At 69.2% G+C, this 26529-nt stretch carries 24 protein-coding genes, 2 pseudogenes and 1 riboswitch; of the genes and pseudogenes, 11 read left to right on the top strand and 15 right to left on the bottom strand.

The annotated features are described in order from the left end of the window. Positions 1 to 4: 4 nt before the first annotated feature. From cydB to hisC, 3 genes are all read right to left on the bottom strand, one after another. Positions 5 to 1006, bottom strand: a complete 1002-nt coding sequence (gene cydB / locus CIB93_RS24300; RefSeq protein WP_096629808.1) for a cytochrome d ubiquinol oxidase subunit II — start codon at positions 1004 to 1006, stop codon at positions 5 to 7. 16 nt (positions 1007 to 1022) lie between these two features. Continuing rightward, the gene (locus tag CIB93_RS24305; RefSeq protein ID WP_096629809.1) at positions 1023 to 2534 is read right to left on the bottom strand and encodes a cytochrome ubiquinol oxidase subunit I; all 1512 of its coding nucleotides are present in this window, start codon (positions 2532 to 2534) and stop codon (positions 1023 to 1025) included. 269 nt (positions 2535 to 2803) lie between these two features. Further along, complete coding sequence (hisC, locus tag CIB93_RS24310) at positions 2804 to 3883, bottom strand: histidinol-phosphate transaminase (RefSeq protein ID WP_096629810.1); 1080 nt, start codon at positions 3881 to 3883, stop codon at positions 2804 to 2806. 405 nt (positions 3884 to 4288) lie between these two features. Between hisC and CIB93_RS24315 the strand changes: the two genes are divergently transcribed. From CIB93_RS24315 to CIB93_RS24325, 3 genes are all read left to right on the top strand, one after another. Beyond that, the gene (locus tag CIB93_RS24315; RefSeq protein ID WP_096629812.1) at positions 4289 to 5401 is read left to right on the top strand and encodes a LacI family DNA-binding transcriptional regulator; all 1113 of its coding nucleotides are present in this window, start codon (positions 4289 to 4291) and stop codon (positions 5399 to 5401) included. Positions 5402 to 5597: 196 nt separating this feature from the next. Then, positions 5598 to 6797: a metallophosphoesterase gene (locus tag CIB93_RS24320; protein WP_179500226.1), complete on the top strand. Its 1200-nt coding sequence runs from the start codon at positions 5598 to 5600 to the stop codon at positions 6795 to 6797. 197 nt (positions 6798 to 6994) lie between these two features. Further along, the gene (locus CIB93_RS24325) at positions 6995 to 7825 is read left to right on the top strand and encodes a hypothetical protein (protein WP_096629815.1); all 831 of its coding nucleotides are present in this window, start codon (positions 6995 to 6997) and stop codon (positions 7823 to 7825) included. 136 nt (positions 7826 to 7961) lie between these two features. Here the strand turns inward: CIB93_RS24325 and CIB93_RS24330 are convergent, their stop codons facing one another. Both CIB93_RS24330 and thiC read right to left on the bottom strand, forming a co-directional pair. Then, positions 7962 to 8318 (bottom strand): DUF805 domain-containing protein, encoded by a 357-nt coding sequence (locus tag CIB93_RS24330; protein WP_096629816.1) that lies wholly within the window; start codon positions 8316 to 8318, stop codon positions 7962 to 7964. Between the two features lie 278 nt (positions 8319 to 8596). Continuing rightward, positions 8597 to 10375 (bottom strand): phosphomethylpyrimidine synthase ThiC, encoded by a 1779-nt coding sequence (gene thiC / locus CIB93_RS24335; protein WP_096629818.1) that lies wholly within the window; start codon positions 10373 to 10375, stop codon positions 8597 to 8599. Continuing rightward, a riboswitch (TPP riboswitch) is annotated at positions 10368 to 10501 on the bottom strand. It overlaps the preceding gene by 8 nt. 70 nt (positions 10502 to 10571) lie before the next feature. On the opposite strand from thiC, the gene CIB93_RS24340 reads away from it, so the two are divergent. Continuing rightward, positions 10572 to 11927 carry a YibE/F family protein gene (locus tag CIB93_RS24340; protein WP_096629820.1) on the top strand — a complete coding sequence of 452 codons (1356 nt, stop codon included), beginning with the start codon at positions 10572 to 10574 and terminating at the stop codon, positions 11925 to 11927. Positions 11928 to 11934: 7 nt separating this feature from the next. On the opposite strand, the gene CIB93_RS24345 is transcribed toward CIB93_RS24340, so the two are convergent. The 4 genes from CIB93_RS24345 to CIB93_RS24360 all read right to left on the bottom strand — a co-directional run bounded on the left by CIB93_RS24345 (position 11935) and on the right by CIB93_RS24360 (position 14169). Beyond that, positions 11935 to 12372, bottom strand: coding sequence for an SsgA family sporulation/cell division regulator (locus CIB93_RS24345; RefSeq protein WP_096629822.1), 438 nt, complete (start codon positions 12370 to 12372; stop codon positions 11935 to 11937). A 100-nt stretch (positions 12373 to 12472) separates the two neighbouring features. Continuing rightward, positions 12473 to 13243 (bottom strand): IclR family transcriptional regulator, encoded by a 771-nt coding sequence (locus tag CIB93_RS24350; RefSeq protein WP_306454826.1) that lies wholly within the window; start codon positions 13241 to 13243, stop codon positions 12473 to 12475. A 273-nt stretch (positions 13244 to 13516) separates the two neighbouring features. Beyond that, on the bottom strand, positions 13517 to 13729 hold the full coding sequence (locus CIB93_RS24355; RefSeq protein WP_096629858.1) for a DUF5326 family protein: 213 nt from the start codon (positions 13727 to 13729) through the stop codon (positions 13517 to 13519). Between the two features lie 122 nt (positions 13730 to 13851). Beyond that, positions 13852 to 14169, bottom strand: a complete 318-nt coding sequence (locus tag CIB93_RS24360) for a cupin domain-containing protein (RefSeq protein ID WP_096629825.1) — start codon at positions 14167 to 14169, stop codon at positions 13852 to 13854. A 104-nt stretch (positions 14170 to 14273) separates the two neighbouring features. On the opposite strand from CIB93_RS24360, the gene CIB93_RS24365 reads away from it, so the two are divergent. From CIB93_RS24365 to CIB93_RS24380, 4 genes are all read left to right on the top strand, one after another. Further along, entirely contained in the window at positions 14274 to 14651 is a 378-nt protein-coding gene (locus CIB93_RS24365; protein WP_096629827.1) for a phage holin family protein, read from the top strand. 105 nt (positions 14652 to 14756) lie between these two features. Next, on the top strand, positions 14757 to 15881 hold the full coding sequence (locus CIB93_RS24370) for a cystathionine gamma-lyase (protein ID WP_096629828.1): 1125 nt from the start codon (positions 14757 to 14759) through the stop codon (positions 15879 to 15881). 65 nt (positions 15882 to 15946) lie between these two features. Next, positions 15947 to 16426, top strand: a complete 480-nt coding sequence (locus CIB93_RS24375; protein WP_096629830.1) for an NUDIX domain-containing protein — start codon at positions 15947 to 15949, stop codon at positions 16424 to 16426. A 292-nt stretch (positions 16427 to 16718) separates the two neighbouring features. After that, the gene (locus CIB93_RS24380; protein ID WP_096629831.1) at positions 16719 to 17609 is read left to right on the top strand and encodes a GNAT family N-acetyltransferase; all 891 of its coding nucleotides are present in this window, start codon (positions 16719 to 16721) and stop codon (positions 17607 to 17609) included. A 52-nt stretch (positions 17610 to 17661) separates the two neighbouring features. On the opposite strand, the gene CIB93_RS24385 is transcribed toward CIB93_RS24380, so the two are convergent. Next, positions 17662 to 18087: a heme-binding protein gene (locus tag CIB93_RS24385; RefSeq protein ID WP_096629833.1), complete on the bottom strand. Its 426-nt coding sequence runs from the start codon at positions 18085 to 18087 to the stop codon at positions 17662 to 17664. Between the two features lie 106 nt (positions 18088 to 18193). Next, positions 18194 to 18967: pseudogene (locus CIB93_RS24390) on the bottom strand (MFS transporter); the annotation flags it as partial. A 2-nt stretch (positions 18968 to 18969) separates the two neighbouring features. On the opposite strand from CIB93_RS24390, the pseudogene CIB93_RS39065 reads away from it, so the two are divergent. Together CIB93_RS39065 and CIB93_RS24400 are read left to right on the top strand one after the other, a co-directional pair. Beyond that, positions 18970 to 19104 (top strand): annotated as a pseudogene (locus CIB93_RS39065) (MarR family transcriptional regulator); the annotation flags it as partial. Positions 19105 to 19142: 38 nt separating this feature from the next. Continuing rightward, entirely contained in the window at positions 19143 to 19595 is a 453-nt protein-coding gene (locus CIB93_RS24400; RefSeq protein WP_096629834.1) for a GNAT family N-acetyltransferase, read from the top strand. Between the two features lie 60 nt (positions 19596 to 19655). On the opposite strand, the gene CIB93_RS24405 is transcribed toward CIB93_RS24400, so the two are convergent. The 3 genes from CIB93_RS24405 to dnaB form a co-directional block, all read right to left on the bottom strand. Next, a complete protein-coding gene (locus CIB93_RS24405) occupies positions 19656 to 21032 on the bottom strand; it encodes a serine hydrolase (protein ID WP_096629836.1) in 1377 nt (458 codons plus the stop codon). A gap of 75 nt (positions 21033 to 21107) precedes the next feature. Next, positions 21108 to 22556, bottom strand: a complete 1449-nt coding sequence (gene argG / locus CIB93_RS24410; protein WP_096629837.1) for an argininosuccinate synthase — start codon at positions 22554 to 22556, stop codon at positions 21108 to 21110. 104 nt (positions 22557 to 22660) lie between these two features. Continuing rightward, positions 22661 to 24136 (bottom strand): replicative DNA helicase, encoded by a 1476-nt coding sequence (gene dnaB, locus CIB93_RS24415; RefSeq protein WP_096629839.1) that lies wholly within the window; start codon positions 24134 to 24136, stop codon positions 22661 to 22663. A 458-nt stretch (positions 24137 to 24594) separates the two neighbouring features. Here dnaB and CIB93_RS24420 point away from each other — a divergent pair, with 458 nt between their 5' ends. Continuing rightward, positions 24595 to 25932, top strand: a complete 1338-nt coding sequence (locus CIB93_RS24420; RefSeq protein ID WP_096629840.1) for an MATE family efflux transporter — start codon at positions 24595 to 24597, stop codon at positions 25930 to 25932. A gap of 143 nt (positions 25933 to 26075) precedes the next feature. Here the strand turns inward: CIB93_RS24420 and rplI are convergent, their stop codons facing one another. Further along, positions 26076 to 26522, bottom strand: a complete 447-nt coding sequence (gene rplI / locus CIB93_RS24425; protein ID WP_096629842.1) for a 50S ribosomal protein L9 — start codon at positions 26520 to 26522, stop codon at positions 26076 to 26078. Positions 26523 to 26529 lie beyond the last annotated feature (7 nt).

A 26529-nucleotide genomic window follows, 5' to 3' on the forward strand; every position in this document is an offset into this window, starting at 1 on the left:
GCCGTCAGTGGGCGTCGGCGATGTGCTGGGTGCCGATGCGCTTGCGGAAGACCCAGTACGTCCAGCTCTGGTAGAGCAGCACCACGGGCGTGGCGATGCCCGCGCACCAGGTCATGATCTTGAGCGTGTACGGGCTGGACGAGGCGTTGGTGACGGTGAGGTTCCAGGCATCGTTCAGCGAGGACGGCATGACGTTCGGGAAGAGCGTCAGGAACAACATCGCCACCGCGGCCACGATCGTCACTCCCGAGAGCGCGAACGACCAGCCCTCACGCCCCTTGGCGATGGCCCCGATCGCGCCCAGGAGCGCCACCACCGCCACGACCAGGGCCCCCAGGCTCCACCCGTCCCCGTTGTCGGCCTGGGTCCAGAGCAGGAAGCCCAGCGCGAGCACCGCGGTGACCGGGCCCAGCTTCAGGGCCAGGGCGCGGGCCCGGACGCGGATGTCACCGGCCGTCTTGAGACCGGCGAACACCGCCCCGTGGAACGTGAACAGGGTGAGCGTGACGAGTCCACCGAGGATCGCGTACGGGTTGAGGAGGTCCCAGAAGTTGCCGACGTACTCCATGTCCGCGTCGATCTTCACGCCGCGCACGATGTTGCCGAACGCGACGCCCCACAGCACGGCGGGGATCAGAGAGGTCCAGAAGATCGCGGTCTCCCAGTTCGTCTGCCACCGCTCCTCGGGCCGCTTGGCGCGGTACTCGAAGGCGACGCCGCGCACGATCAGGCAGAACAGGATGATCAGCAGCGGCAGGTAGAAGCCGGAGAAGAGGGTGGCGTACCACTCGGGGAAGGCGGCGAAGGTCGCGCCGCCCGCGGTGAGCAGCCAGACCTCGTTGCCGTCCCAGACGGGCCCGATCGTGTTGATCAGGACCCGCTTCTCCTTGCGGTCGCGGGCCAGCAGCTTGGTGAGGACCCCGATACCGAAGTCGAATCCCTCCAGGAAGAAGTAGCCGATCCAGAGGACGGCGATGAGCACGAACCAGACGTCGTGGAGTTCCATCTCTCAGCTCCTGTGCTCAGTACGAGAAGGCCATCGGCCGGTCGGCGTCTTCTTCGTCGTGACCGCCGATCCTGGTGGGCGGATTGAGGTCGCTCTCGGTGAGTTCCGGTGGCCCGGCCTTGACGTACTTCACGAGCAGCTTCACCTCGATCACGGCGAGCACCGCGTAGAGCAGGGTGAAGACGGTCATCGAGGTGATCACCTCGCCCTGCGAGACACCGGGGGAGACGCCCGCGCGGGTCTGGAGCACCCCGTAGACCACCCACGGCTGGCGTCCCATCTCGGTGAAGATCCAGCCCCAGGAGTTGGCGATCAGCGGGAAGAGCATGGTCCAGAGCGCGACGAGCCAGTAGAGCTTGGTGAACCGTGGGCTCAGCGCCTTGTTCCGGAACAGGACCAGATGGGGCACCTCGTCCTCACCGGTCCGCATCGCCGGTGGCAACAGGAACTTCTTCCGGGTCAGCCAGAGCCCCAGGAGGCCGAGGCCGAAGGAGGCCATGCCGAAGCCGATCATCCAGCGGAAGCTCCAGAACGCGACCGGGATGTTGGGCCGGTAGTCGCCGGGCCCGTACTTCTCCTGCGACTCCCTGTTGACGTCGTTGATGCCGGGTACGTACGAGTCGACGTCACTGTTGGCGAGGAAGGACAGTATCCCGGGGAGCGAGATCTCCACCGTGTTGTGGCCCTTGCTGACATCCCCGTACGCGAAGAGCGAGAACGGCGCCCGCTCCTGGCCGTCCCACAGCGCCTCCGCCGCGGCCATCTTCATCGGCTGCTGCCGGAACATGACCTTGGCCAGCATGTCGCCGCTGACAGCGGTGAGCAGCCCGGAGATCACGATCGTGACCAGGCCCAGGCGCAGCGAGGTCCGCATCACCGGGATGTGCTTCTTGCGGGCCAGGTGGAACGCGGCGATGCCGACCATGAAGGCCCCGCCGACGAGGAAGGCCGCCGTGATGGTGTGGAAGAACTGGGTCACCGCGGTGTCCTGGGTGAGCACCCGCCAGAAGTCCGTGAGCTCGGCGCGGCCGCGCTCCTCGTTGATCCGGTAACCGACCGGGTGCTGCATCCAGGAGTTGGCCGCCAGGATGAAGTAGGCGGACAGGACCGTGCCGATCGAGACCATCCACATGCAGGCGAGGTGGATCTTCTTCGGCAGCTTGTCCCAGCCGAAGATCCACAGCCCGATGAAGGTGGACTCGAAGAAGAAGGCGATCAACGCCTCGAAGGCGAGCGGGGCACCGAAGATGTCGCCGACGAAGCGCGAGTAGTCGGACCAGTTCATGCCGAACTGGAACTCCTGCACGATGCCCGTGACGACGCCCATGGCGATGTTGATCAAGAACAGCTTGCCCCAGAACTTGGTCGCCCTGAGGTACTTCTCGTTCGCCGTCCGCACCCAGGCGGTCTGCAGGCCGGCGGTGAGCGCGGCGAGCGAGATCGTCAACGGGACGAAGAGGAAGTGGTAGACGGTGGTGATGCCGAACTGCCATCGCGCCAGGGTTTCCGGCGCCAGAGCGAGGTCCACGTCGTCAGTCTCCTTACATCGCCGTGTCCATACCGGCACTATGCCCTGTTGATCCCACTGATTCCGGGAGAAAGCAGGGCACGCTTGTGAACGCGTTCACATTCACAAGCAATTATGGCGCACACACTTTCGGAGCCTGCGCCGGGGGTACCCCTTTTCGGCCAGGAGGCCTGCGGGAGCACACGGACCATGCGAAAGGCCCCGGACCTCATCGATCGAGGTCCGGGGCCCACCCGGCCGTACAGCCGCCGCAGCGCCCTGGAAGAGCGCTACAGCTCCGCGCGGAACTCCGCCGCCGCCTTCAGGAACAGGTCGTTGCCCTCGGCCTCGCCGATCGTGACCCGTACGCCCTCGCCCGCGAACGGCCGCACCACCACACCGGCCCGCTCACAGACGGCGGCGAAGTCGAGGGTCCGGTCCCCCAGCCGCAGCCAGACGAAGTTGGCGTGCGACTCCGGCACCGCCCAGCCCTGGCCCGCCAGCGCCTCGCTCACCCGGGCGCGCTCGGCGACCAGCGAACCGACCCGGCCCAACAGCTCGTCCTCGGCACGGAGCGAGGCCACCGCCGCGTCCTGGGCGACCTGGCTGACGCCGAAGGGGACGGCGGTCTTGCGCAGCGCGGCGGCCACCGGCTCGTGGGCCACCGCGAACCCGACCCGCAGCCCGGCCAGGCCGTACGCCTTGGAGAAGGTCCGCAGCACCGCCACATTGGGCCGGTCCCGGTAGATCTCCAGACCGTCCGGCACATCGGCGTCGCGGATGAACTCCTTGTACGCCTCGTCCAGCACGACCAGCACGTCGCCCGGCACCCGGTCCAGGAACCGCTCCAGCTCGGCCCGGCGCACCACGGTGCCGGTGGGGTTGTTCGGGTTGCAGACGAAGATCAGCCGGGTCCGGTCGGTGATCGCCTCCGCCATCGCGTCGAGATCGTGCACATCGCCGTCGGTCAGCGGGACCTTGACCGATGTCGCGCCGCTGACCTGGGTGATGATCGGGTACGCCTCGAAGGACCGCCAGGCGTAGATGACCTCGTCACCCGGGCCGGAGGTGGCCTGAAGCAGCTGCTGCGCCACGCCCACCGACCCGGTCCCGGTGGCGATGTGGGAGACCGGCACACCGAAACGGTCGGCCAGCTCGTTCATCAGCCCGGTGCAGGCCATGTCCGGGTAACGGTTGAAGTTGTGCGCGGCGGCGAGCGCCGACTCCAGGACGCCCGGCAGCGGCGGGTAGGGATTCTCGTTGGAGGACAGCTTGTACGCGACCGGTCCGCCGGCCGCCGCCGGCTTGCCGGGCACATAGGCGGGAACGCCATCCAGTTCGGCACGCAGCTTGGGGCTCGTCTCGCTCACCGCAGGTCCTCCTCGACCGTCCGTTCACAGCAATACTGCTCACCCTATGAGGATTGAGTCCCGCTGCGAATGGGCCGAGCGGCAAATCGACCGCAGTGCCCGGGAATGCCCCCCTGCCGCACAACCGCTCCGGCCGCTTCTCCGGGGGAGCGTTTCCCTTTTCGGCGCGCGCCGGTGGCTCACTCCGTGGCGCGCGTCCCCCGAAGTGGTGAGTTGAGACCTCTTCGAGACATCGCACATTTAGCAGGCTGCCACCCGCCAGCACCTGACACACTCATGCAATACCGGCCAACACCCTAGGTTTTCAAGGAAATTGAGCATGGGTGACCATGCAGAAACGTGCCTGTCAACGTGTGCATATGCGACCGGACCGACCGCCCTCCGGAGCCCTACTATCGGCTCGCCATGACAGCAGCAGGGAAGCACCAGGTGAGCCGGACGGAGACCCCCCGGCGCAGCGGCCGGCCGGGACGGGCAGGAATCCGTGACGTGGCCGCCGCGGCCGGAGTTTCGATCACGACCGTCTCCGACGCGCTCAACGGCAAGGGCAGGCTCCCGGACGCCACCCGCCGCCATGTCCGCGAGGTCGCCGAGCGCCTGGGCTACCGCCCGTCCGCCGCGGCCCGAACCCTCCGCACGGGCAAGTCGGGGCTGATCGGCCTGACCGTGACCACGTACGGGAATGAACCTTTCACCTTCACCGAATTCGCGTACTTCGCGGAGATGGCCAGAGCCGCGACCTCCGCGGCGCTCGCCCGCGGCTACGCCCTCGTCATCCTCCCCGCCACCTCCCGGCACGACGTCTGGTCGAACGTCGCGCTCGACGGGACCGTCGTCATCGACCCCTCCGACCAGGACCCGGTCGTCACCGAACTCGTCCGCCAGGGCCTGCCCGTCGTCTCGGACGGCCGCCCGGCCGGGACCCTCCCCGTCACCGCCTGGGTGGACAACGACCACCGGGCCGCCGTGCTCGACCTCCTCGACCATCTCGCCGCCGCCGGGGCCCGCCGTATCGGCCTGCTGACCGGCACCACCACCGACACGTACACCCGGCTCTCCACCAGCGCCTACCTCCACTGGTGCGAGCGGGTCGGCCAGGACCCCGTCTACGAGTCCTACCCGGCCCACGACCCGTGCGCGGGCGCGGTCGCCGCCGACCGGCTGCTCGCCCGCCCGGACCGCCCCGACGCGGTCTACGGCCTCTTCGACCCCAACGGGACCGACCTCCTCGCGGCGGCCCGCCGCTACGGGCTGCGGGTCCCCGAGGACCTGCTGCTGGTCTGCTGCAGCGAGTCCACCGTGTACGCGGCCACCGAACCGCCCATCACGACCCTCTCGCTCAAGCCCCGCCGCATCGGCACAGCCGTCGTCCAGCTGCTCATCGACGCCATCGAAGGGGTCGAGCACGACGGGCCGGTCGAGCAGGTCATACCGACGGAGCTCATCGTCCGGACCTCATCGCAACGCCGCCCGCCGCGCACGACGGTCAGCGCGCCGCGCTCCCCCAGCGGGGACTGATCGTTCTCCCCTCGGGGACCGATCGGCTTTTTTCGGACCAATCGGCCGGTGAACCGTGCGTGCGCCCGGATTCACCACCCCTGGTGCGTCACACAGATCGATCCGCATTCCTATGATGGGCGCACGACACCGCGGACCACCTCTACCAGGCAGGGCCCGTCAGGTGTACGGCGGCGCGACGGTGGTGGAGGGGTCGATGACTCAGGGGGCCGGTCAGGAACCCGTGGTGCGGACGGCGACGTTGCGAGACTTCCGGGTTCCGCCGTATGCGCAGACGCCCGTGCCTCCACAGGCGCCCGGCGCGGTGACGCACGCTCCGGTGCCGCCGCGGGCACCGGAACAGCGCGCATCGGCACCACACGCCGCAGTGCCGCCCCCGGTCCCCGCACCGGGGGCATCCGTCCCGCCGCACGCGCCCGCCCCGCCCCCGCTGCCGCATCCCGGCAACGCCTCCGTGGGCGACGAGCCGGAGGGCTACACGCCGACCGAGCGGGACCTCCCCGTCATCAACCGGGGCGACACCGTCCAGGTGCAGACCGTCCCCGAGCCCCGGCCGGTCCCCGAGGACGGGCGCGGCCCGCTGTTCGTCGTCGGCGACGTCCACGGCTATCTGGACGAACTGCTCGCCGCGCTCGCCGAGCAGGGCCTCATCGACGCCGACGGGAACTGGGCCGCGGGCAACGCCCGGCTGTGGTTCCTGGGCGACTTCACCGACCGCGGCCCCGACGGCATCGGGGTCATCGACCTGGTCATGCGGCTCTCCGCGGAGGCTGCGGCCGCGGGGGGCTACTGCAAGGCCCTGATGGGCAACCACGAGCTGCTGCTGCTCGGCGCCAAGCGGTTCGCCGACACCCCCGTCAACTCCGGGGCGGGCACCGCCACCTTCCAGGCCGCCTGGCTGCTCAACGGCGGCCAGAAGACCGACATGGAGCGCCTCCAGGACGTCCATCTCCAGTGGATGTCCCGGCTCGACGCGGTCATCGAGGAGGACGGGCATCTGCTGATGCACTCCGACACGACGGCCTACCTCGACTACGGGTCCACCATCGAGGACGTCAACGACACGATCACGGCCATTCTCACGCGTAACGACGCCGACGAGTGCTGGGACCTCTTCCGCAAGCTCACCAAGCGGTTCGCCTTCCGGGACGAGGGCGGCGCCGATGCGGTGCGCGAGCTGATGGCGACGTACGGCGGACAGCGCGTCGTCCATGGTCACAGCCCTATTCCGTATCTCCTGGGCGAGGTCGGCTCGGAGGACGGCGAGGACGGTTCCGGGCCCGTGGTCAACGGTCCGCATGTGTACGCCGACGGGCTCGCGATCGCCATGGACGGGGGGGTGACCATGGCCGGAAAGCTGCTGGTCGTCCAACTCCCCCTGCATGACCAGGTGTAGGCGGGGAAGACGCACCAGGTTCCGCCCGCGCGGACCGCGCCGATCGTCGGGCCCCTCACCGGGCCCAATTCCGGAAACACCCTGTCACCCCGTGCCGTGGGCGCTCTACCATCGGCGTATCAGTAGCAGGCTCTCCTCCGTTTCCGCCCGATCGCCCGGTCCGTACGGGCAGCCGGGCACCGACGGAGCATCGGGGGATGCAGATGACAAGCGCTCCGCACCTGCTGGCCGAGGACGGTCCCGAGTACGAGCGGATCCTGGGCGACGCACTGCGCCACGCTCATGAACGACCGGATCTGGAGGGCGTCGGGGACCGGCTCAACACCGAACAGCTGCGCACCATGGCACTGAGCGCGACGGCGCTGATCACCGCCGCCGCGGCCACCGAGTACGACCACTACGTCGAGGCCCGGGCCGAACTGCGCGGCACGACGGCCGCCGACGGAGCGGACGGCGCCCCGGTCCTGGACGGGCCGCAGAGCACCGCGGCCGGATCGGGCGCCGGGATAGGCGCGGTCCTCACGGTCCTGACCCCGCTGCTGGCAGGCACCGCGGCGGTCATCTTCCTGCTCGTCGGCTACCTGCTGAAAGCGGTCAGCCCGTCGGTGGCCTTCGGTGACTCGATGGTCGCGGCCGGGTGGTTCTTCGCGGCGGTCGCCGCCGCGGCGATCCTGGTCGCCGCCGTCGGACTGCTCGTCACCGCCCTCCGCAACGGCGCGACGTCCCTGGCCGCCGAGAACGAGGAACGGGAGCTTCCGGAGGAGGTGGCCCGCGCCCGGGAGGCCTGGCGCCACGCCCTGCTGGAGCGCGGCATCCTGCCGTTCCTCCGGGACGCCCTGGCCGACCCCACGGCGGGGCCCGCCGCTCGGACTCCACACCGCTCGCCCAACCGCATCCCGAAGATCGGCTACAGCAGGCCGGACTTCTCCGGCCCGGACGAGGGCCCCGCCGCGGGCCCCCGGCCGACCTTCACCAGCCCCGACTTCACGAGCCCGGACTTCGGCGGCCCGGAACACCGGCCGGACTGACACCAGCCGGACTGGCACCGACCGGGCTGACACCGGCCGGACCGAGCCGGCACTCAGGCCCCGGACACACCGCGGGCCGGGGCGGCAGTTGCCGCGCCCGGCCCGGGGGATGCTCCGGATCGACCGGAGCGGTGGATCAGCCGACCTGCGGCGCGAGCTTCGGGTTGGCGCCGTGCTCGTTCGCCTCCTGCTTGCCCTCCGAGGCGAGGAAGACGATCAGGACGATGAAGCCGACCAGCGGGACGAGCCCGATCAGCAGCCACCAGCCCGAGCGGCTGGTGTCGTGCAGGCGGCGGACGGCGACGGCGAGCGTCGGGACGAGGACCGCGACGGCGTAGAGGTAGTACAGGATGTCCGTGCCGATCACACTGCCGAGGATCGACAGGACGAGAGAGATGACGAAGCTGACGAGCGTGAACATCCAGTACTCCTTGCGGCGCGCCCGTCCGCTGAAGCCTGCGTAGTTCTTGAGTACAGCCAGGTACCAGTTCATAGTGTTCCCTCCCCGGGCCCCCGTGCGAGGGCTTCCAATTTCAGCCAAGCAAGCCGGAAAGTAAGCCACGGATAAGGGAAGGGTCAAGTCAAGGCGAGCTGATGGCCAAACATACATAAAGCCGCCACACGACCGTGTCCATACTGTCGCTTAACAAGCTGACCAACCAGGTCAAATGGGCACCAATGCCATCAAGTCGCCCGTAACGCAAGGAAACGGACCCAGCCCGCCCGGCCCACCGAGGAGGGCCGGAACGGGCTGTCGCTGATCGGGCCGGGTCAGTCCGCGATGGGCAGATAGACCCGGTTGCCCGCGGCCGCGAACTCCTTCGACTTCTCGGCCATGCCCTGCTCGATCTCCTCCTGCGAGCCACCGTGCTGACGGCGGATGTCCTGGGAGATCTTCATCGAGCAGAACTTCGGCCCGCACATCGAGCAGAAGTGCGCCGTCTTCGCCGGCTCGGCGGGCAGCGTCTCGTCGTGGAACTCCCGGGCCGTGTCCGGGTCGAGCGCCAGGTTGAACTGGTCCTCCCACCGGAACTCGAACCGCGCGTCCGAGAGCGCGTCGTCCCACTCCTGCGCGCCCGGGTGCCCCTTGGCGAGGTCGGCCGCGTGGGCTGCGATCTTGTAGGTGATCACGCCGGTCTTCACATCGTCCCGGTTGGGCAGCCCCAGGTGCTCCTTGGGCGTGACGTAGCAGAGCATCGCCGTGCCCCACCAGGCGATCATCGCGGCGCCGATGCCCGAGGTGATGTGGTCGTAGGCGGGCGCGACGTCCGTGGTCAGCGGGCCGAGCGTGTAGAACGGCGCCTCCTCGCAGATCTCCTGCTGGAGGTCGATGTTCTCCTTGATCTTGTGCATCGGGACGTGCCCGGGGCCCTCGATCATCGTCTGGACGCCGAACCGCTTGGCGATCGTGTTCAGCTCGCCCAGCGTGCGCAGCTCGGCGAACTGCGCCTCGTCGTTGGCGTCCGCGATCGAGCCGGGGCGCAGCCCGTCGCCGAGCGAGTAGGTGACGTCGTACGTCGCGAGGATCTCGCAGAGCTCCTCGAAGTGCTCGTACAGGAACGACTCCTTGTGGTGCGCCAGGCACCAGGCCGCCATGATCGAGCCGCCGCGCGAGACGATGCCGGTCTTACGGCGAGCCGTCAGCGGGACATACGGCAGGCGCACTCCGGCGTGCACCGTCATGTAGTCCACGCCCTGCTCGGCCTGCTCGATGACGGTGTCCTTGTAGATCTCCCAGGTCAGCTCCTCGGCCCGGCCGTCGACCTTCTCCAGGGCCTGGTAGAGCGGAACGGTTCCGATCGGCACGGGGGAATTGCGCAGCACCCACTCGCGGGTGGTGTGGATGTTGCGCCCGGTGGACAGGTCCATGACCGTGTCGGCGCCCCACTTGGTCGCCCAGGTCATCTTGTCCACCTCCTCCTCGATGGAGGAGGTGACCGCCGAGTTGCCGATGTTGGCGTTGACCTTCACCAGGAACCGCTTGCCGATGATCATCGGCTCGATCTCCGGGTGGTTGACGTTGGCCGGCAGTACCGCCCGGCCCGCCGCGATCTCCTCGCGGACGACCTCGGGCTCCACGTTCTCCCGGATCGCGACGTACTCCATCTCCGGGGTGATCTCCCCCCGCCGGGCGTACGCGAGCTGGGTGACGGGCCGCCCGTCACGGCTGCGGCGCGGCTGGCGCGGGCGGCCGGGGAAGACCGCGTCGAGGTTGCGCAGTCCGCCGCGCGGCGAGGTGTGCTTGAGTCCGTCGTCCTCGGGCCGGACCGGGCGGCCCGCATACTCCTCGGTGTCGCCGCGGGCGATGATCCAGTTCTCCCGCAGGGGCGCGAGGCCGCGGCGGACGTCGGTGTCGATGGAGGCGTCGGTGTACGGCCCCGAGGTGTCGTACAGCGTCACATCCTTGCCATTGGTGAGGTGCACCTGTCGAACCGGCACCCGGAGGTCCGGGCGTGAGCCCTGGACGTACCCCTTGTGCCAGCCGATGGACTTCCCGGCCTCGTCGTCGTTCCGATCGGAGGCAGGCGTGCGTGCGTCCGCTGTGGTCATGAGACCTACTCCCTACGCCGGCATTACCCGGTAACAGGTTCGGCGGTCGGCGCAGCGTGCCCCGTACGGATGTACGGCGATCAGCGCCCTCTCAGCCCGGTGCTCCGAGCTCCCGCGTGTACAAAGGTGCCTCCACGCTAGCGTCCTTCCCGGCGAGCTGACCAGAGGGCCCTGCCGTTCTTGCGATGATCCCTCCGTGACCTCTCCCCAGAGCGACCCCGCACCCCCGCCGCCCCAGGGCCCCCCGCACGACCACACCCACGGGCATTCGCACAGCCACGGACCGGCCGCCCCGGTCTCCAAGCACCTGCGCAAGGTCATCGCCGCCGTGGTGATCCCGTTCGCGACGGCGGTCGTCGTCGGCCTGATCGCGTTCTGGCCCGGCGGCGCCCCCGACCACGAACGCACAGGCGTCGGCTTCGACCGGCAGACCCAGGACGGCAAGGTCGTCCAGGTCGTCAAGGTCGACTGCGCGGACGTCAACGCCGCTCAGGTGCCCCCGACCGGCGACACCTCAACGCCCTCGGGCCGGGAGGCCGTCAACGAGCAGGAGGGGGAGTGCGCGAAGGCCACGGTCGAGGTGACCACCGGAGACGACAAGGGCCGGAGGTTCGTCGAGGTCGTCCAGCCGGACGCGCCCCGCCAGCTGCGCGAGGGCCAGGGCGTGGTCGTGGCGTACGCTCCCGACGCGCCGCGCGACCTCCAGTACTCGGTCACCGACGTGAACCGGAAGGTCCCCATGGCGCTGCTGGCCGGGATCTTCGCCCTGGCGGTGGTCCTGGTGGGCAGAATGCGCGGCGTGATGGCGCTGGTGGCGCTCGCCGTGTCGTTCGCCGTGCTGACCCTGTTCATCCTCCCGGCGATCCTTCAGGGCTCGAATCCGCTGGTGGTGGCGGTGATCGGGGCCAGTGCCATCATGCTGGCGGCGCTCTACATGTGCCACGGGGTGACGGCCCGGACGTCCGTCGCGGTCATCGGAACGCTGATCTCGCTGCTGCTGATCGGGCTGTTGGGCTCGCTCTTCATCGGCTGGGCGAGCCTGAGCGGCAACACCGACGACAACACCGGCCTCATCCACGGTCTGTACCCGGACATCGACATGAGCGGTCTGCTGCTCGCCGGCGTCATCATCGGTTCGCTCGGTGTGCTCGACGATGTGACGGTCACCCAGACCTCCGCCGTGTGGGAACTCCACCAGGCCGACCCGCAGATGGGGTGGAAGGGGCTCTACCAGGCAGGTATCCGGATCGGAAGGGACCACATCGCCTCGGTGGTCAACACCCTGGTGCTGGCGTACGCGGGCGCGGCGCTGCCGCTGCTGCTGCTCTTCTCCATCGCGCAGAGCAGTGTGGGAACGGTCGCCAACAGCGAGCTGGTCGCCGAGGAGATCGTCCGCACGCTGGTCGGTTCGATCGGCCTGGTCGCCTCGGTGCCGGTGACCACGGGGCTCGCCGCGCTGGTGGTATCCGCGGACCGCCCGGGCACGGGCGCCATCGCGGCCACGGCCGCCGCGCCCGCGCGGACCGGAAGGGGCCGCCGCCGCAAGAAGTGAGAGGCGGTCAGCCGGCGTTCTGCTCCTCGGCCAGGATGCGGCCCAGCGCCTCCTCCAGGTTCCCGTCGAAGTCACCCAGCGTGTGTTCCTGACCTAGCGGCACCAGCTTGTCCGTCCGGTCCAGAAACGCCACCAGCGGTGCCGTGCCCGCACGGAACAGCGCACTGTCCTCGCCGACCTGGAGCCGGATGTGCACATCTCCCAGCCCTTCCGGCTCGGTCGGGCCGATGTGCACATCTCCGTCGCCGCTCGGGCTGTTGAGCCCGTCCAGCAGCAGTTCGCGACCGAACGCCCAGGTCACAGGGGCATCGCCGGGCAGGTGGAACGTCATCCGGATGGCGTACGGATCGCTGACCTCGTACCGGAGCTCCACCGGAATACGGAACGAGAGCTCCTCGGAGACGAGGAAGCTCATCATGACCTCTGCTTGAACCGATTCGCGCATCGTTCAACCCCGCAGTAGATGAAACTGGCCAGGAATGATCCCCCAGGCCCTATTGACGCCATCGTGGTGCACGCGATAGCAGATCACAAGGAGTGATTTTTCAGATACTGATAGAGAACACGAACGAACGCAAGAGGCTGGCAACTTCGCCACGTAGCTGTTCGACTGCGGGCAGCAACCGTTCCTCACGGTCCAGGGGTACCGAAACGGCCATCGCCGCAATGGTGGCACCGGCCGTGACCGGAATCGCGGCACAGACGGTCCCCAGTGCGTACTCCTGGCGTTCGATGACCGGTTCACCTCTCCGGAGCGTTCGCAGCCGCTCAAGAAGTGCCGCTCGATCTCGCACTGAGTAACGGGTGAGCGGGCGCACGGGGTGCCGGTCGAGGTGGTCCTCGCGGGCCCTCTCGTCGAGTTGGGCGAGCAGACACTGGCCGATCGCATGCGCGTGGCCGGTCTCGCGGAACGAGGCCCACTCCTCCACCGCGGGGATGTCGGGGGCGTCCGCGACCGCGATGAGCTCGATCTCGCCCTCGCAGTAGACCGCGCAGTACACGGGGGTGCCGATGGTGTCCCGCCAGTGACCGAGGGAGTCGGCGACGGAGGAGGGGCGGCTCCTGACCCCCGGGGCCGCGGTCAGGTTCGCGGCGGCCGCACCGAGGTGGAAGACACCGTTCTCGCGGCGGAGATAGCCCTCATGGGCGAGCGTGCGCAGCAGGTGGTACGCGGTCGGCAGCGGAAGCCCTGCCTCACGTGCGAGTTGCTTGGCCGGCGCCCCCTCCCGATGGGCGCCCACAGCCTCCAGCAGCCTCAACGCCCGCTGGACCGAAGCGATCAACGTCGGGACAGCGGTGCTCGATGCCGTGGTCAAAGGTCACCCCCAGGCATGGTGACGGGCCATCAGCCCTCCCGTGGGGGCCGCCCCCACGGGCCTGCCGCGATCCCGAGGACCGGAGAGCACCGGAGAACCGGGAAACCGGACCCATGACCGTTCGGGCGGCTCGGTGACTGAACGTCACATTCCGGATAGCGGCAACGGTGTGTCACTGTATCGGCCGCCTCCGGCAGACGGGTGGTTTCCTCCGGGACTTAGCTCAGCTGGGCTAATCCCCGGGGGCAACGCACCGGCCTCCCGACCGTGTTACTACCAGTCACCACGCGAGGACGACGACGTCATGAACTTGCGTACGACGAAGATCAGCCCGCCGACCAGGACGACGAAGACCAGCGCCTTGAAGAGCAGGCTGATCACGAATCCGACCACGCTGGCGATCAGTCCGCCGAACACGAAGATCGCGATGACGGGAATCGCCACCCACTTCACCCACCAGGGCATCCCTGCGAATATCTCCCGCACGGCCATCGCCTCTACCTCGTCTCTCTTTGAGTACCTGCCTCGATGCTAAGCGCGCGGAGGCCTCGGGCGGGGCCCCGGGAGCCCTTGAAGACCCCTGATCGAACCCTTAGGGAACCCGGGGATCATCCCTCCGGCGGGGAGAAGACGACCATCACTCGCAGGTCCTCGGTGATGTGGTGGAACTTGTGGGCCACCCCCGCGGGCACGTAGACGACGCTGCCCCGGCCGACCTGTGTCGTCTCCATCCCCACCGTGATCGACGCGCGGCCGCTGACGACGAAGTAGACCTCGTCCTGCTGGTGCGGCTGCTGCGGATCGGTCTCCCCGGCGTTCAGGGCGTACAGGCCGACGGACATGTTCCGCTCCCGTACGAACTGAAGGTAGGCGCCGTCGTTGGCGGCCCGTTCCGCCTCCAGCTCGTCCAGTCTGAATGCTTTCATGGCCCGTCCGCCCCTAATCGCCCGCGCTGCGGTGATAACTGTGCTGCCGATGGTGGCTGCGCTGCCGGTGTCCACCACCGGTCATGTCTGCCACGATCAGACACATGAAGAATTTCGTAGTCAAGACGATCGCCAACGCGGGTGCGCTGGCCGTGGCCATCTGGCTGCTGGGCAACATCACCCTGGAGGGTGGCAGCACCGGCCGCAAGATCCTCACCCTGATCCTGGTCGCGCTGATCTTCGGGTTGGTGAACTTCCTGGTGAAGCCGGTGGTCCAGCTCCTGACCTTCCCGTTGTTCATCCTGACGCTCGGGCTGATCACCCTGGTGGTGAACGCCCTGATGCTGATGCTGACCTCCTGGCTGGCCGACGTGCTCGATCTCAGCTTCAACGTCGACGGATTCTGGACGGCGGTGCTCGGTGGCCTGATCATCTCGGTCGTGTCCTGGGCGCTCAACGTCGTCCTGCCCGACGAGAACTGATCCCGGGCCTCTCGGATCGCGGACCCGCCCCACCACTGTTCCCGACCTCTGGAAGAGTGCGGGTCACCTCGGCCGGTGACCGGGGGAGACCAGCGAAGGAGCAGCATGAGCACCATGGGCGACGGAACGCGTGCGGTACGGGCCGGGCTTCCCGAACCGGAGCAGTTCGAACCCACTCTGCCCGGCCCGGTCTTCGCCGCCCACTTCCACCTCTCCGGCGAGCCGGTGGGCCCCTACACCTACGGCCGGGAGACCAACCCGACCTGGACCCACCTGGAGCGGGCCATCGGCGAGCTGGAAGCGCCGGGTGAGGAGGTGGGCACGACGGTGTTCGCCTCGGGCATGGCGGCGATCACTGCGGTGCTCCTGTCCCAGGTCCGCTCGGGCGACGCCGTGGTCCTGCCGGACGACGGCTACCAGGCGCTGCCGCTCGTACGCGAGCAGCTGACGGCGTACGGCGTCGAGGTCCGGACCGCGCCGACCGGCGGCGATGCCCAGCTCGCCCTGCTGGAGGGCGCGAAGCTGCTGTGGATCGAGAGTCCGTCCAACCCCGGTCTGGACGTCTGCGACATCCGGCGGCTGGTGAAGGCCGCCCACGCGGCAGGCGCGCTCGTCGCGGTCGACAACACCCTGGCCACCCCGATCGGCCAACGCCCGCTGGAGCTGGGTGCCGACTTCTCCGTGGCCAGCGACACCAAGGGCATGACCGGGCACGGCGACATCCTGCTCGGCCATGTGACCTGCCGCGACCCCGGTCTGACAGCGGACGTACGGCGCTGGCGCAAGGTCGTCGGTGCGATCCCGGGCCCGATGGAGGCCTGGCTCGCGCACCGCTCGCTGGCCACGCTCCAGCTGCGCATCGACCGCCAGTGCACCACTGCCCTCGCCCTCGCCGAGGCGCTGGCGAAGCGTAAGGAAGTCACCGGGCTGCGGTATCCGGGGCTGCCCACCGATCCCTCGTACGCCACAGCGGTGCTCCAGATGCGGCGGTTCGGCTCGGTGGTGTCCTTCGAACTGGCCGACCGGGAGAGCGCCGAACGCTTCCTGTCCGCGCTGCGGCTGGTCGACGACGCGACGAGCTTCGGCGGCGTCCGCTCCACCGCAGAGCGCCGGGGACGCTGGGGCGGCGACGCCGTGGCGGAGGGCTTCATCCGCTTCTCGGTCGGCGCGGAGGACCCCGAGGACCTGTTGGCCGATGTCGAACAGGCACTGGACGCGGCAAGCCGGTAGGGCCTGAGGGGAAGCGAACGGTCCGACGGAGTTTCAGACGGTGCTCCGCGGGCCACTCTCTTGCCATGACCGAACGTCCTGTGGTCAAGCGCACCGCACGCGCCATCCTGCTCGACGGCGACGATCTCGTCCTCATCAAGCGCACGAAGCCGGGGGTCGATCCGTACTGGCTCACGCCCGGCGGCGGGGTCGAGCCGGAGGACGCCACTGTCGTCGACGCCCTGCACCGTGAGGTCGACGAGGAGCTCGGGGCCAAGATCGTCGATGTGGTCCCGTGCTTCGTCGACACGGTCGAGCACATCGCGGACGGTGGCGTGACGGGCGTGAAGGTCCAGCACTTCTTCGTCTGCCGACTGGCGTCGATGGACGCCTCCCTGCGGCACGGGCCGGAGATCGACGCGCCCTGCGGGGAGTACGAGATCGTCCGGGTGCCGTTCAGCCGGGTGGGGATCGCGGCCGTGCACCTCGTGCCGCTCTCCCTGCGGCACTACCTGGACGGCAACATCGAAGGCGTACGCGCGATGCACGCCCCCGACCTGGGCTGACACACCCCCCGCCGGGCTGACGCGGCCGGAGGCGCAGGAGCGCGTACTCCCCTGCCGGTATCCATGGACACTCCCGCCGCCGGACGACCCGGGATGCCTCGCTCGTCATCGTGTTTCACGTGAAACCACGCCCCGTACGCCGAGGGCCCCTCGTCGCCCGTGTCGCCGTCTCCGTCAGGGGCTGGGTCTGACCGTCGGCCTGCTGACGCTCGGCACGAGCGGCGGCTGCGGTTCTCGGCCAGTTCCGCCAAACCGGTGGACGCGCGATCATCCCGTCAGACAGCCTGACCCCATGCACAGCCCATCACCCCGCTCTCCCGCCGACCTGCCGATCCGGCGCCTGTCCCGGGAGGACCTGGTCGCCTGCGCCGATCTCTGCGAGGACCGCGGCTGGCCGCGCGACGAGCACCGGTGGGGGCTGCTCCTCGCCGCGGGCACGGGGTACGGAATCGACGCCCCCGACGGCAAGGGCCTGGCGGCCACCTGCATGCTGACCTCGTACGGGCCGCAGCTGGCCGCCGTCGGCATGCTGCTCGTCGCCGGACGCCACGGACGTCAGGGGCTCGCCCGACGGCTCATGCGGCAGGTCATGGAAGACGTCGGGGACACCCCGCTCGCCCTGTACGCGACGGAGCAGGGGCAGCCGCTCTACGAGAAGATCGGCTTCTTCCCCGTGGGCCGGGCCGAGCGGGTCGGCGGTCATTTCCGGGCGGACGGCACCGATGGCTCCCCGGCGTCCCCCCACGCCTCGCCGGTGACTACGCGTCCGGCGGAGGCTGCCGATCTGCAGGCGATGGTCCGGCTCGACCTCCCCGTGTTCGGCATAGACCGGACGCACCTCCTCGCCCGGCTTCCGGCCTTCGCCGACCGGCTCCAGGTGGCCGAGGAGGACGGCGAGCTGGTCGGCTACGCGGCGCTCTGGCCGAGCGGCCACTCCCATGTGATCGGCCCGCTGGTCGCACGGGACACGGACACCGCGCAGGCCCTGGTCACCGCCCTGGCCGCGACGACGGACCGGCCGCTGCGGGCGGATGCCGACGCCCGTCATGGGGAACTGCTCTCCTGGCTGGCGGACCGAGGGCTGGAGCCCCTCGCCCGGACCACTGTGATGACATACGGCATCCCGGATCTGCCGGGCGACGCCACCCGCAGGTTCGCCCCGCTCTCGGTCGCGACGGGCTGACACGTCACCGCCGCACCGCCACGGGGGGCAGCGGTGGCCGGGAGCCGTGCGCTCAGAGGAGGGTGTCCGCGGCGGCCGTGGCGAAGCCGTGGTCCTGCAAGGGCGCTCCGCCGCCCACACCGATGGCACCGATCAGACGGCCGTACCGGTGCAGGGGAACGCCTCCGGCGATGAAGAGCAGCGGGCGGTCGAGCGCGGTCGGCAGGGTGTGGAAGGGACCGCCGGGCCGGACCGCGTCGACCAGGTCCGCGGTGGGGGCATCCAGTTGCAGCGTGGTGAACGCCTTACGGGTGCTGGTATCACCCGCGATGAGGACGGCCCGGTCATCGCGCCGGAAGGCCAGCAGGTGACCGCCCGCGTCGAGGACGCTCACGGCGACGGCGACACCGGCCGCCTCGGCCGCGGAGCGGGCCGTCTCGACGAGGGTTTCGGCGTCCTGGATGGTCAGCGGGGCGACGGCGGTGGTGGCGGTGCTCATGGAACTGCTCCTTGCGTGGTGCTGGGGTGCGTGGCGCGGCGGTTGGCGCCGCGCGGGTCGTGCGGGGTGGTGCGGGTGGTCCGGAAGGGCGTCGGGGGCATGGGCCTCAGCGCCGGGCCGCGACGGCCGCCGGCTCCGGGCCACTCGCGACAGCGATGTGGTCGGCGGTGGGCTCGCGGCGCTCCAGCAGGCTGGAGACCACGGCGAGGACCAGGGCCGATGCGGCGAGGACGGCGCCGACCCAGTTGGGGGCGGTGTAGCCGAGACCGGCCGCGATCACGAGGCCGCCGAGCCAGGCAGACAGGGCGTTGCCGAGATTGAAGGCCCCGATGTTGACCGCGGAAGCCAGGGTGGGCGCACCCACCGCCTGGTCGAGGACCCGCTTCTGGAGCGGTGGCACGGTCGCGAAGCCGAGGGCGCCGATCAGGACGATGGTGACGGCAGCCGCGATCTTGTTGTGGGCGGTCACGGTGAACAGACCGAGGACGAGGGCGAGCGCACCGAGCGACACGTACAGCATCGGCATCAGATGCCGGTCGGCGAACTTCCCGCTGACCAGGTTGCCGCCCACCATGCCGAGGCCGAAGAGGACCAGCAGCCAGGTGACGGACGAGGCCGAGTAGCCGGCGACCTCGGTCATCATCGGGGTGATGTAGGTGATCGCGGCGAAGACTCCGCCGAAGCCCAGGACGGTCATGGCCATCGCCAGCAGCACCTGGACGTTGCGGAACGCGGCCAGCTCATGGCGGATGCGTACGCCTTCCGGCTTGGGCTGCTCAGGGATGAGCTTCGCGACGCCGAGCAGTCCGAGGACGCCGAGGACGGCGACGATGAGGAACGTGGTCCGCCAGCCCGCGGACTGCCCGATGTAGGTGCCGAGCGCTGGCGCTGCTCGAAGCGGCCCGGCCGACCAATGACCGTGCTCTGCGGGCCGCGCTGGACGAGGCGGCGGAGAACCCCGAGCTCGCTCCCCTGGTCAGGGCGGTCGAAGAGCTGAAGTTTCCGGCGCGGGCGTGATCCCCGGCCCAGCACTTCCCGCCCCTAGGATGCCGATCATGAGCGATCTTGAAATACGCCCCGTCGCAGAGGCCGATCTGCCGACCGTGGTCGCCATGCTCGCCGACGACCCGCTCGGCGCACAGCGCGAGTCACCGGACGATCTGGCCCCGTACCGGACGGCGTTCCAGCGGCTGGCCGGCGACCCCAACCAGCATGTCGTCGTCGCCGTGCGTGAGGACCGCGTCGTGGGGACGCTCCAGCTGACCATCGTCCCGGGGCTGTCCCGCCGCGGCGGGACCCGCTCGATCATCGAGGGCGTCCGCATCCACGGCGACGAACGCGGCAGCGGTCTGGGCACCCAGCTCATCCAGTGGGCGGTGGACGAATCCCGTCGGCAGAACTGCCAGTTGGTACAGCTGACCTCGGACGCCACTCGCGAGGACGCACACCGCTTCTACGAACGGCTCGGCTTCACGGCCAGTCACGTGGGCTTCAAGCTCGCCCTCTGACCGATCAAGGGGGCGGGTGGGTGTTTCACGTGAAACACCCACCCGGTTCCGGTCCCGGAGTCAGCCGCCGAAACCCCGCCACCCTTCCGCGTCCACCCCGCCCGGTACGGCCGCCCCCGCCTCGTAAGGCTCCCGCGTGAACACGAACGAGCCCAGGTCGAGGTGGTCCACCGAGCCGTCGTCCCTGCGTACGACGCGGAGGGTCTCACCCGCGTAATAGTCGTCCTGGCCCATCCAGGTGCCGTCCGGCCCGGCAGCGAAGGACGCACCACGCCCCTTGCCGCCCCATGGCTTGAGCTCCAGGCCACGGTCCGCCAGGAGCCTCAGCGTGAAGGTGTGGGTGCCCCAGTGCCAGATCCCCGTAAGGGCGAGCAACTCCTCGTCCACCTCAGGCAGTGGGCGCCAGGGCTCCGGGATCCTCGGCTCGGCCTCCGCCACGATCCCCACGAGTTCGGCGGCCACCGTGGCGGCAGGCAGGCCTGAGGTGACGTTGGCGAGGACGACGGCGGCGATGTCCTCCTCCACATTGATCCACAGACCGGCGACGAACCCGGGCAGCGATCCCGTGTGCCCGAAGAGCACGGTCCCCGCACCCGTCACGATCTGGAGGCCCAGACCGTAGCCGCTGCTCCCGGTCTCGGTCGGCGCGGCGGGCGCGCGCATCTCCCGTACGGAGGAGGCCGCCAGGACCCGGTCGTCCCCCTCGGCCAGGAACGCGGCGAACCGCAGCAGGTCGCTCGCGGTCGACCAGAGCTGACCGGCGGGTGCCATCAGCCCGAGATCCTCGGCGGGCTCGCTCAGCATCACATCGGCCCAGGGGTGGACAGCCCAGCCGACCGCATGCGGCGCCACGGGTTCACTCGCCGTGCGGTGCATGCCGAGAGGCTCCAGGATCTCGCGGCGCAGCGCCTCCTCCCACGGGACTCCCCGGACCGCTTCGACCAGCGAACCGAGCAGGGTGTAGCCCGGGTTGGAGTAGTGATGGCGGTGACCGGCGGGGTGAGTCCGAGGCCGCTCACCCAGTACGTCGGCGAGTTCGGGGCGCAGGGTGCCCGGAGTCCGCTCCCACCAGGGGGCGGGCGCCTCGGCACCCAACCCCGCGCTGTGCCCGAGCAGCTGAAAGACGGTCACGCTGCCCGCACTCGTGCCAGGAAGGTGCTTCTCCAGCGGGTCGTCCAGGTCGATCAGACCCTCGTCGCGCAGCCGCAGCACCAGGACAGCGGTGAACGTCTTGGTGATCGAGCCGATCCTGTACTGCGTATCGGTGTCGGGAGCATGCCCCTCGACGCATGTACGCGCCCCGCTCCAGACCAGCCGCCCCTGCCGCTGCACTGCCGCCACGAGGGACGGCGCGCGGCCGTCCCGCTGGGCGAGGGCGACACGGTGCAGCAGGGCGCGCCGGGTGCTGGGGAGCAGGTCTTCACCGGGAGAAGTCATGGGCAACACCTACCCGACGGAAACGCCTCCTGACGAATCAGTATCGGCAGGACGCCGGGGGCACTGCATTGCCCTTCAGTCGGTGCCGAACTCCATCGCGGCGTGGTCGAGCATCTCGTCGCCGCCGGAGCCCCTGCCGCGCGAGGCGATGACCTCGGCGCCACCCTGCGGCATCGCGCCGATCAGTCCGGTCGAGGCCGCCTGGGCGGCGCCGATGAGCGCGGGGTGGGTCGATCCGACCATGCCGAGGCCCGCGTACTGTTCGAGCTTGGCGCGCGAGTCGGCGATGTCGAGGTTGCGCATCGTGAGCTGGCCGATCCGGTCCACCGGGCCGAACGCGGAGTCCTCGGTGCGCTCCATCGACAGCTTGTCCGGGTGGTAGCTGAACGCCGGGCCTTCGGTGTCCAGGATCGAGTAGTCGTCACCACGCCGAAGTCGCAGCGTCACCTCCCCGGTGACCGCCATCCCCACCCAGCGCTGCAACGACTCGCGGATCATCAGCGCCTGCGGGTCGAGCCAGCGGCCCTCATACATCAGCCGGCCGAGCCGCCGCCCCTCGTTGTAGTAGTTGTCCAGGGTGTCCTCGTTGTGGATGGCGTTGACCAGCCGCTCGTACGCCACGTGCAGCAACGCCATTCCGGGCGCCTCGTAGATGCCGCGGCTCTTGGCCTCGATCACCCGGTTCTCGATCTGGTCCGACATACCCATGCCGTGGCGACCGCCGATCGCGTTCGCCTCCATCACCAGGTCGACCGGGGTGGCGAACTCCTTGCCGTTGATCGTCACCGGGCGGCCCTGGTCGAAGCCGATCGTCACGGTCTCGGCAGCGATCTCCACCGAGGGGTCCCAGAACCGGACGCCCATGATCGGTTCCACGGTCTCGATGCCCGCATCGAGGTGCTCCAGGGTCTTGGCCTCGTGGGTGGCACCCCAGATGTTGGCGTCGGTGGAGTACGCCTTCTCGCTGCTGTCGCGGTACGGCAGCGCGTGGGCGAGCAGCCACTCCGACATCTCCTTGCGGCCCCCGAGTTCGGTGACGAAGTCCGCGTCCAGCCACGGCTTGTAGATCCGCAGGTGCGGGTTGGCGAGCAGCCCGTACCGGTAGAACCGCTCGATGTCGTTGCCCTTGAACGTCGACCCGTCGCCCCAGATCTGGACGTCGTCCTCCAGCATCGCCCGGACCAGCAGGGTCCCGGTCACGGCACGGCCGAGCGGCGTGGTGTTGAAGTAGGCGCGCCCGCCGGAACGGATGTGGAACGCACCGCAGGTGAGCGCGGCCAGCCCCTCCTCAACCAGCGCCGCCCGGCAGTCGACCAGCCGGGCGATCTCGGCACCGTACGTCGAGGCGCGGCCGGGTACCGAGGCGATGTCGGGCTCGTCGTACTGGCCGATGTCGGCGGTGTAGGTGCACGGGACGGCGCCCTTGTCGCGCATCCACGCGACCGCGACCGAGGTGTCGAGTCCGCCGGAGAAGGCGATGCCGACGCGCTCGCCGATGGGCAGGGAGGTGAGAACCTTAGACATGGGAAGAGTATGCATGCCCACGCATGATCATTCAATGTGGAAACGGAGAGCTGCCGCACCGGCAAGAGGAGTACTGGGCCCTCCACGAACGTGCGAGGGCCCCGTCAGGTCTGCGCCATGTCGACGAAACGGGAGTAGTGGCCCTGGAAGGCCACGGTGATCGTGGCCGTCGGACCGTTACGGTGCTTGCCGACGATGATGTCGGCCTCGCCCGCGCGCGGTGACTCCTTCTCGTACGCGTCCTCGCGGTGGAGCAGGATGACCATGTCGGCGTCCTGCTCGATGGAGCCGGACTCACGCAGGTCGGACACCATCGGCTTCTTGTCCGTGCGCTGCTCGGGGCCACGGTTCAGCTGTGAGAGCGCGATCACCGGGACTTCCAGCTCCTTCGCCAGCAGCTTGAGGTTTCGGGACATGTCCGAGACCTCCTGCTGGCGGCTCTCGGAGCGCTTCGATCCGCCGGCCTGCATCAGCTGGAGGTAGTCGATGATCACGAGCTTGATGTCGTTGCGCTGTTTGAGCCGGCGGCACTTCGCGCGGATCTCCATCATCGACAGGTTGGGGGAGTCGTCGATGTAGAGCGGAGCGGCGGAGACCTCGGGCATCCGGCGCGCGAGCCGCGTCCAGTCCTCGTCCGTCATCGTGCCGGACCGCATGTGGTGCAGGGCCACCCGCGCCTCGGCGGACAGCAGACGCATCGCGATCTCGTTGCGCCCCATTTCGAGGGAGAAGATGACGCTGGGCAGATTGTTCTTGATCGACGCGGCACGCGCGAAGTCCAGCGCCAGCGTGGACTTGCCCATGGCGGGACGGGCCGCGATGACGATCATCTGGCCGGGATGCATGCCGTTCGTCAGGGCGTCGAGGTCGGTGAAGCCCGTCGGCACACCGGTCATCTCGCCGCTGCGCGAGCCGATCGCCTCGATCTCGTCGAGCGCGCCCTCCATGATGTCGCCGAGGGGGAGGTAGTCCTCGCTGGTGCGCTGCTCGGTGACCGCGTAGATCTCGGCCTGCGCGGAGTTGACGATCTCGTCGACGTCCCCGTCGGCCGCGTATCCCATCTGCGTGATCTTCGTGCCCGCCTCGACCAGCCGCCGGAGCACCGCCCGTTCATGGACGATCTCCGCGTAGAACGAGGCGTTGGCGGCGGTCGGCACGGACTGCACCAGGGTGTGCAGATACGGCGCCCCGCCGACCTTGGTGATCTCGCCGCGCTTGACCAGCTCGGCGGCGACCGTGATCGGGTCGGCCGGCTCGCCCTTGGCGTAGAGGTCGAGGATCGCCGTGAAGACGGTCTCGTGGGCGGGGCGGTAGAAGTCGTGGCCCTTGATGACCTCGACGACCTCGGCGATCGCGTCCTTGGACAGCAGCATGCCGCCGAGGACCGACTGCTCGGCGTCGAGATCCTGCGGAGGCACTCGCTCGAACCCGGGGGAACCGCCGTCCCAGGCCTCGTCCGAGCCCCGGTCGTGCCGGTCCTCGCGCCCCTTGCGGTCCCCGCGCCGCTGGCGGGAGGCAGGCAGACGGTCGCCGGGACCGGCCTCGGTCCAGGGGTCGTCCAAAGGCTCGGGAATGCTCACCGGGCCGCCTCCTCCCGTCCGCATCGCGGACCTAGCCGTGCCACTCTTTCTTACGGCACGGCACCGACAAACAGGTCGCCCGACTCCACTTCCGGCGCGTCTGGTTCGGTGGATTCCGGTGCCGGAACGGAGTGCGGGCGCCGGTACACGGTAGGCCTGTCGGCACCGTCAGCCAATCTGGTTATCCACAGGGCATGTGGACGACACACCAGATGCTGTGGAGAACTCCTCAGAACCTGTGCACGGACCGGGGGACAGCACTGTGGACAAACTCATAGCAGAACCTGCGTGACCACCCTGACCTGCGCGTTCTCCGTCCACTGACTGTGGGGGAGAAAAACTTTCGACCTCATTTCAAGATCACTGCAAACGGTGCAGGGATGAACACGCCGAGACCTGGCCCGTAAGGGCCAAAGATGGATTGCATCTCTTACCTGTGGAAGATTAGATTGACCCCTATGACCCAGGCCCCCGCGACCCCGAAGAACAGCCGTCGACGGCATGACCGAGAGATCATCGCCCTCGCGGTTCCGGCCTTCGGAGCACTCGTCGCCGAGCCGCTCTTCGTGATGGTCGACAGCGCTGTCGTGGGCCACCTCGGCACCCCACAGCTCGCCGGCCTCGGGATCGCCGCAGCCCTCCTGATGACCGCTGTGAGCGTCTTCGTCTTCCTCGCCTACGCCACCACCGCGGCCGTCGCCCGCCGTGTGGGAGCGGGCGATCTGCCCGCTGCGATCCGCCAGGGCATGGACGGTGTCTGGCTCGCCCTCCTGCTCGGAGCCGCGGTCGTCGCGCTCGCGCTCCCGTCCACCCCCTGGCTGGTGGACATCTTCGGTGCATCCGACACCGCCGCCCCGTACGCCATCACGTATCTGCGGATCTCCGTCCTCGGCATCCCGGCCATGCTCGTCGTGCTCGCCGCCACCGGCGTACTGCGCGGCCTCCAGGACACCCGCACCCCGCTTTACGTCGCCATCGGCGGTTTCACAGCGAACGCCCTCCTCAGTGTGACCCTCGTCTACGGGGCCGGTCTCGGCATCGCCGGATCCGCATGGGGCACCGTGATCGCCCAGGTGGGGATGGCCGTCGCCTACCTCGTCGTCGTGATCCGAGGAGCCCGCAGACACGGCGCTTCCCTGCGCCCCGACGCGGCCGGAATCCGGGCCAGCGCCCGGGCCGGAGTGCCGCTGCTGGTGAGGACCCTGTCGCTGCGCGCCGTCCTGATGATCGCCACCGCCATCGCCGCCCGCCTCGGGGACAGCGACATCGCCGCACACCAGATCATCCTCTCCCTCTGGAGCCTGACCGCCTTCGCGCTCGACGCCATCGCCATCGCGGGCCAGGCGATCATCGGTCGCTATCTGGGAGCCAACGACGAGAAGGGCGCGCGCGATGCCTGCCGTCGCATGGTCGAGTGGGGCATCGGCAGCGGGATCGCCCTCGGCATCCTGATCGTGCTCGCCCGTCCCCTGTTCATCCCGCTGTTCACGAGCGACCCGACCGTGAAGGACACCCTGCTCCCCGCCCTCCTGGTCGTAGCGGTCTCCCAGCCGATCGCCGGCGTGGTCTTCGTCCTGGACGGCGTCCTGATGGGAGCGGGCGACGGCCGCTACCTCGCCTGGGCCATGCTCGTGACGCTCGCGGTCTTCGCTCCGGTCGCGTTCCTGGTGCCCGCCCTCGGCGGCGGGCTCACCGCACTCTGGTGGGCGATGACGCTGATGATGACCGTCCGGCTCGCCACGCTCTGGCTGCGTACGCGATCGGGCCGCTGGATCGTCACCGGTGCCACGCGCTGACGATCCAGCCCCCACGCGCCGACGTTTCACGTGAAACGGTGAGCGGGACCGGAGCCCTGTTTCACGTGAAACACTCCCCCGGACACAGTGAAGGGCCGCACCCACGGGGTGCGGCCCTTCACTGACTCTGCTGAGCTCTGCCCTTAGGCAGCAACGACCTCGATGCCGAGCTTCGCTGCGACCTCGGGGTGCAGACGGACGGACACCTGGTGTCCGCCGAGCGTCTTGATGGGCGAACCGAGCTCGACGCGACGCTTGTCGACGTCGGGACCACCGGCAGCCTTGATCGCCGAAGCGATGTCGGCCGGGGTCACGGAGCCGAAGAGACGGCCGGCGTCGCCGGAGCGAACGGCCAGACGGACCTTCACGCCCTCAAGCTTGGCCTTGATCTCGTTGGCCTGCTCGATCGTCGCGATCTCGTGGATCTTGCGGGCGCGGCGGATCTGCGCCACGTCCTTCTCGCCACCCTTGGTCCAGCGAATGGCGAAGCCACGCGGAACCAGGTAGTTGCGGGCGTACCCGTCCTTGACGTCGACGACGTCGCCGGCGGCACCGAGGCCGGAGACCTCGTGGGTGAGGATGATCTTCATGCTGTTG

It is taken from the genome of Streptomyces sp. WZ.A104, assembly GCF_002382885.1.
Classification (GTDB): Bacteria; Actinomycetota; Actinomycetes; order Streptomycetales; family Streptomycetaceae; genus Streptomyces.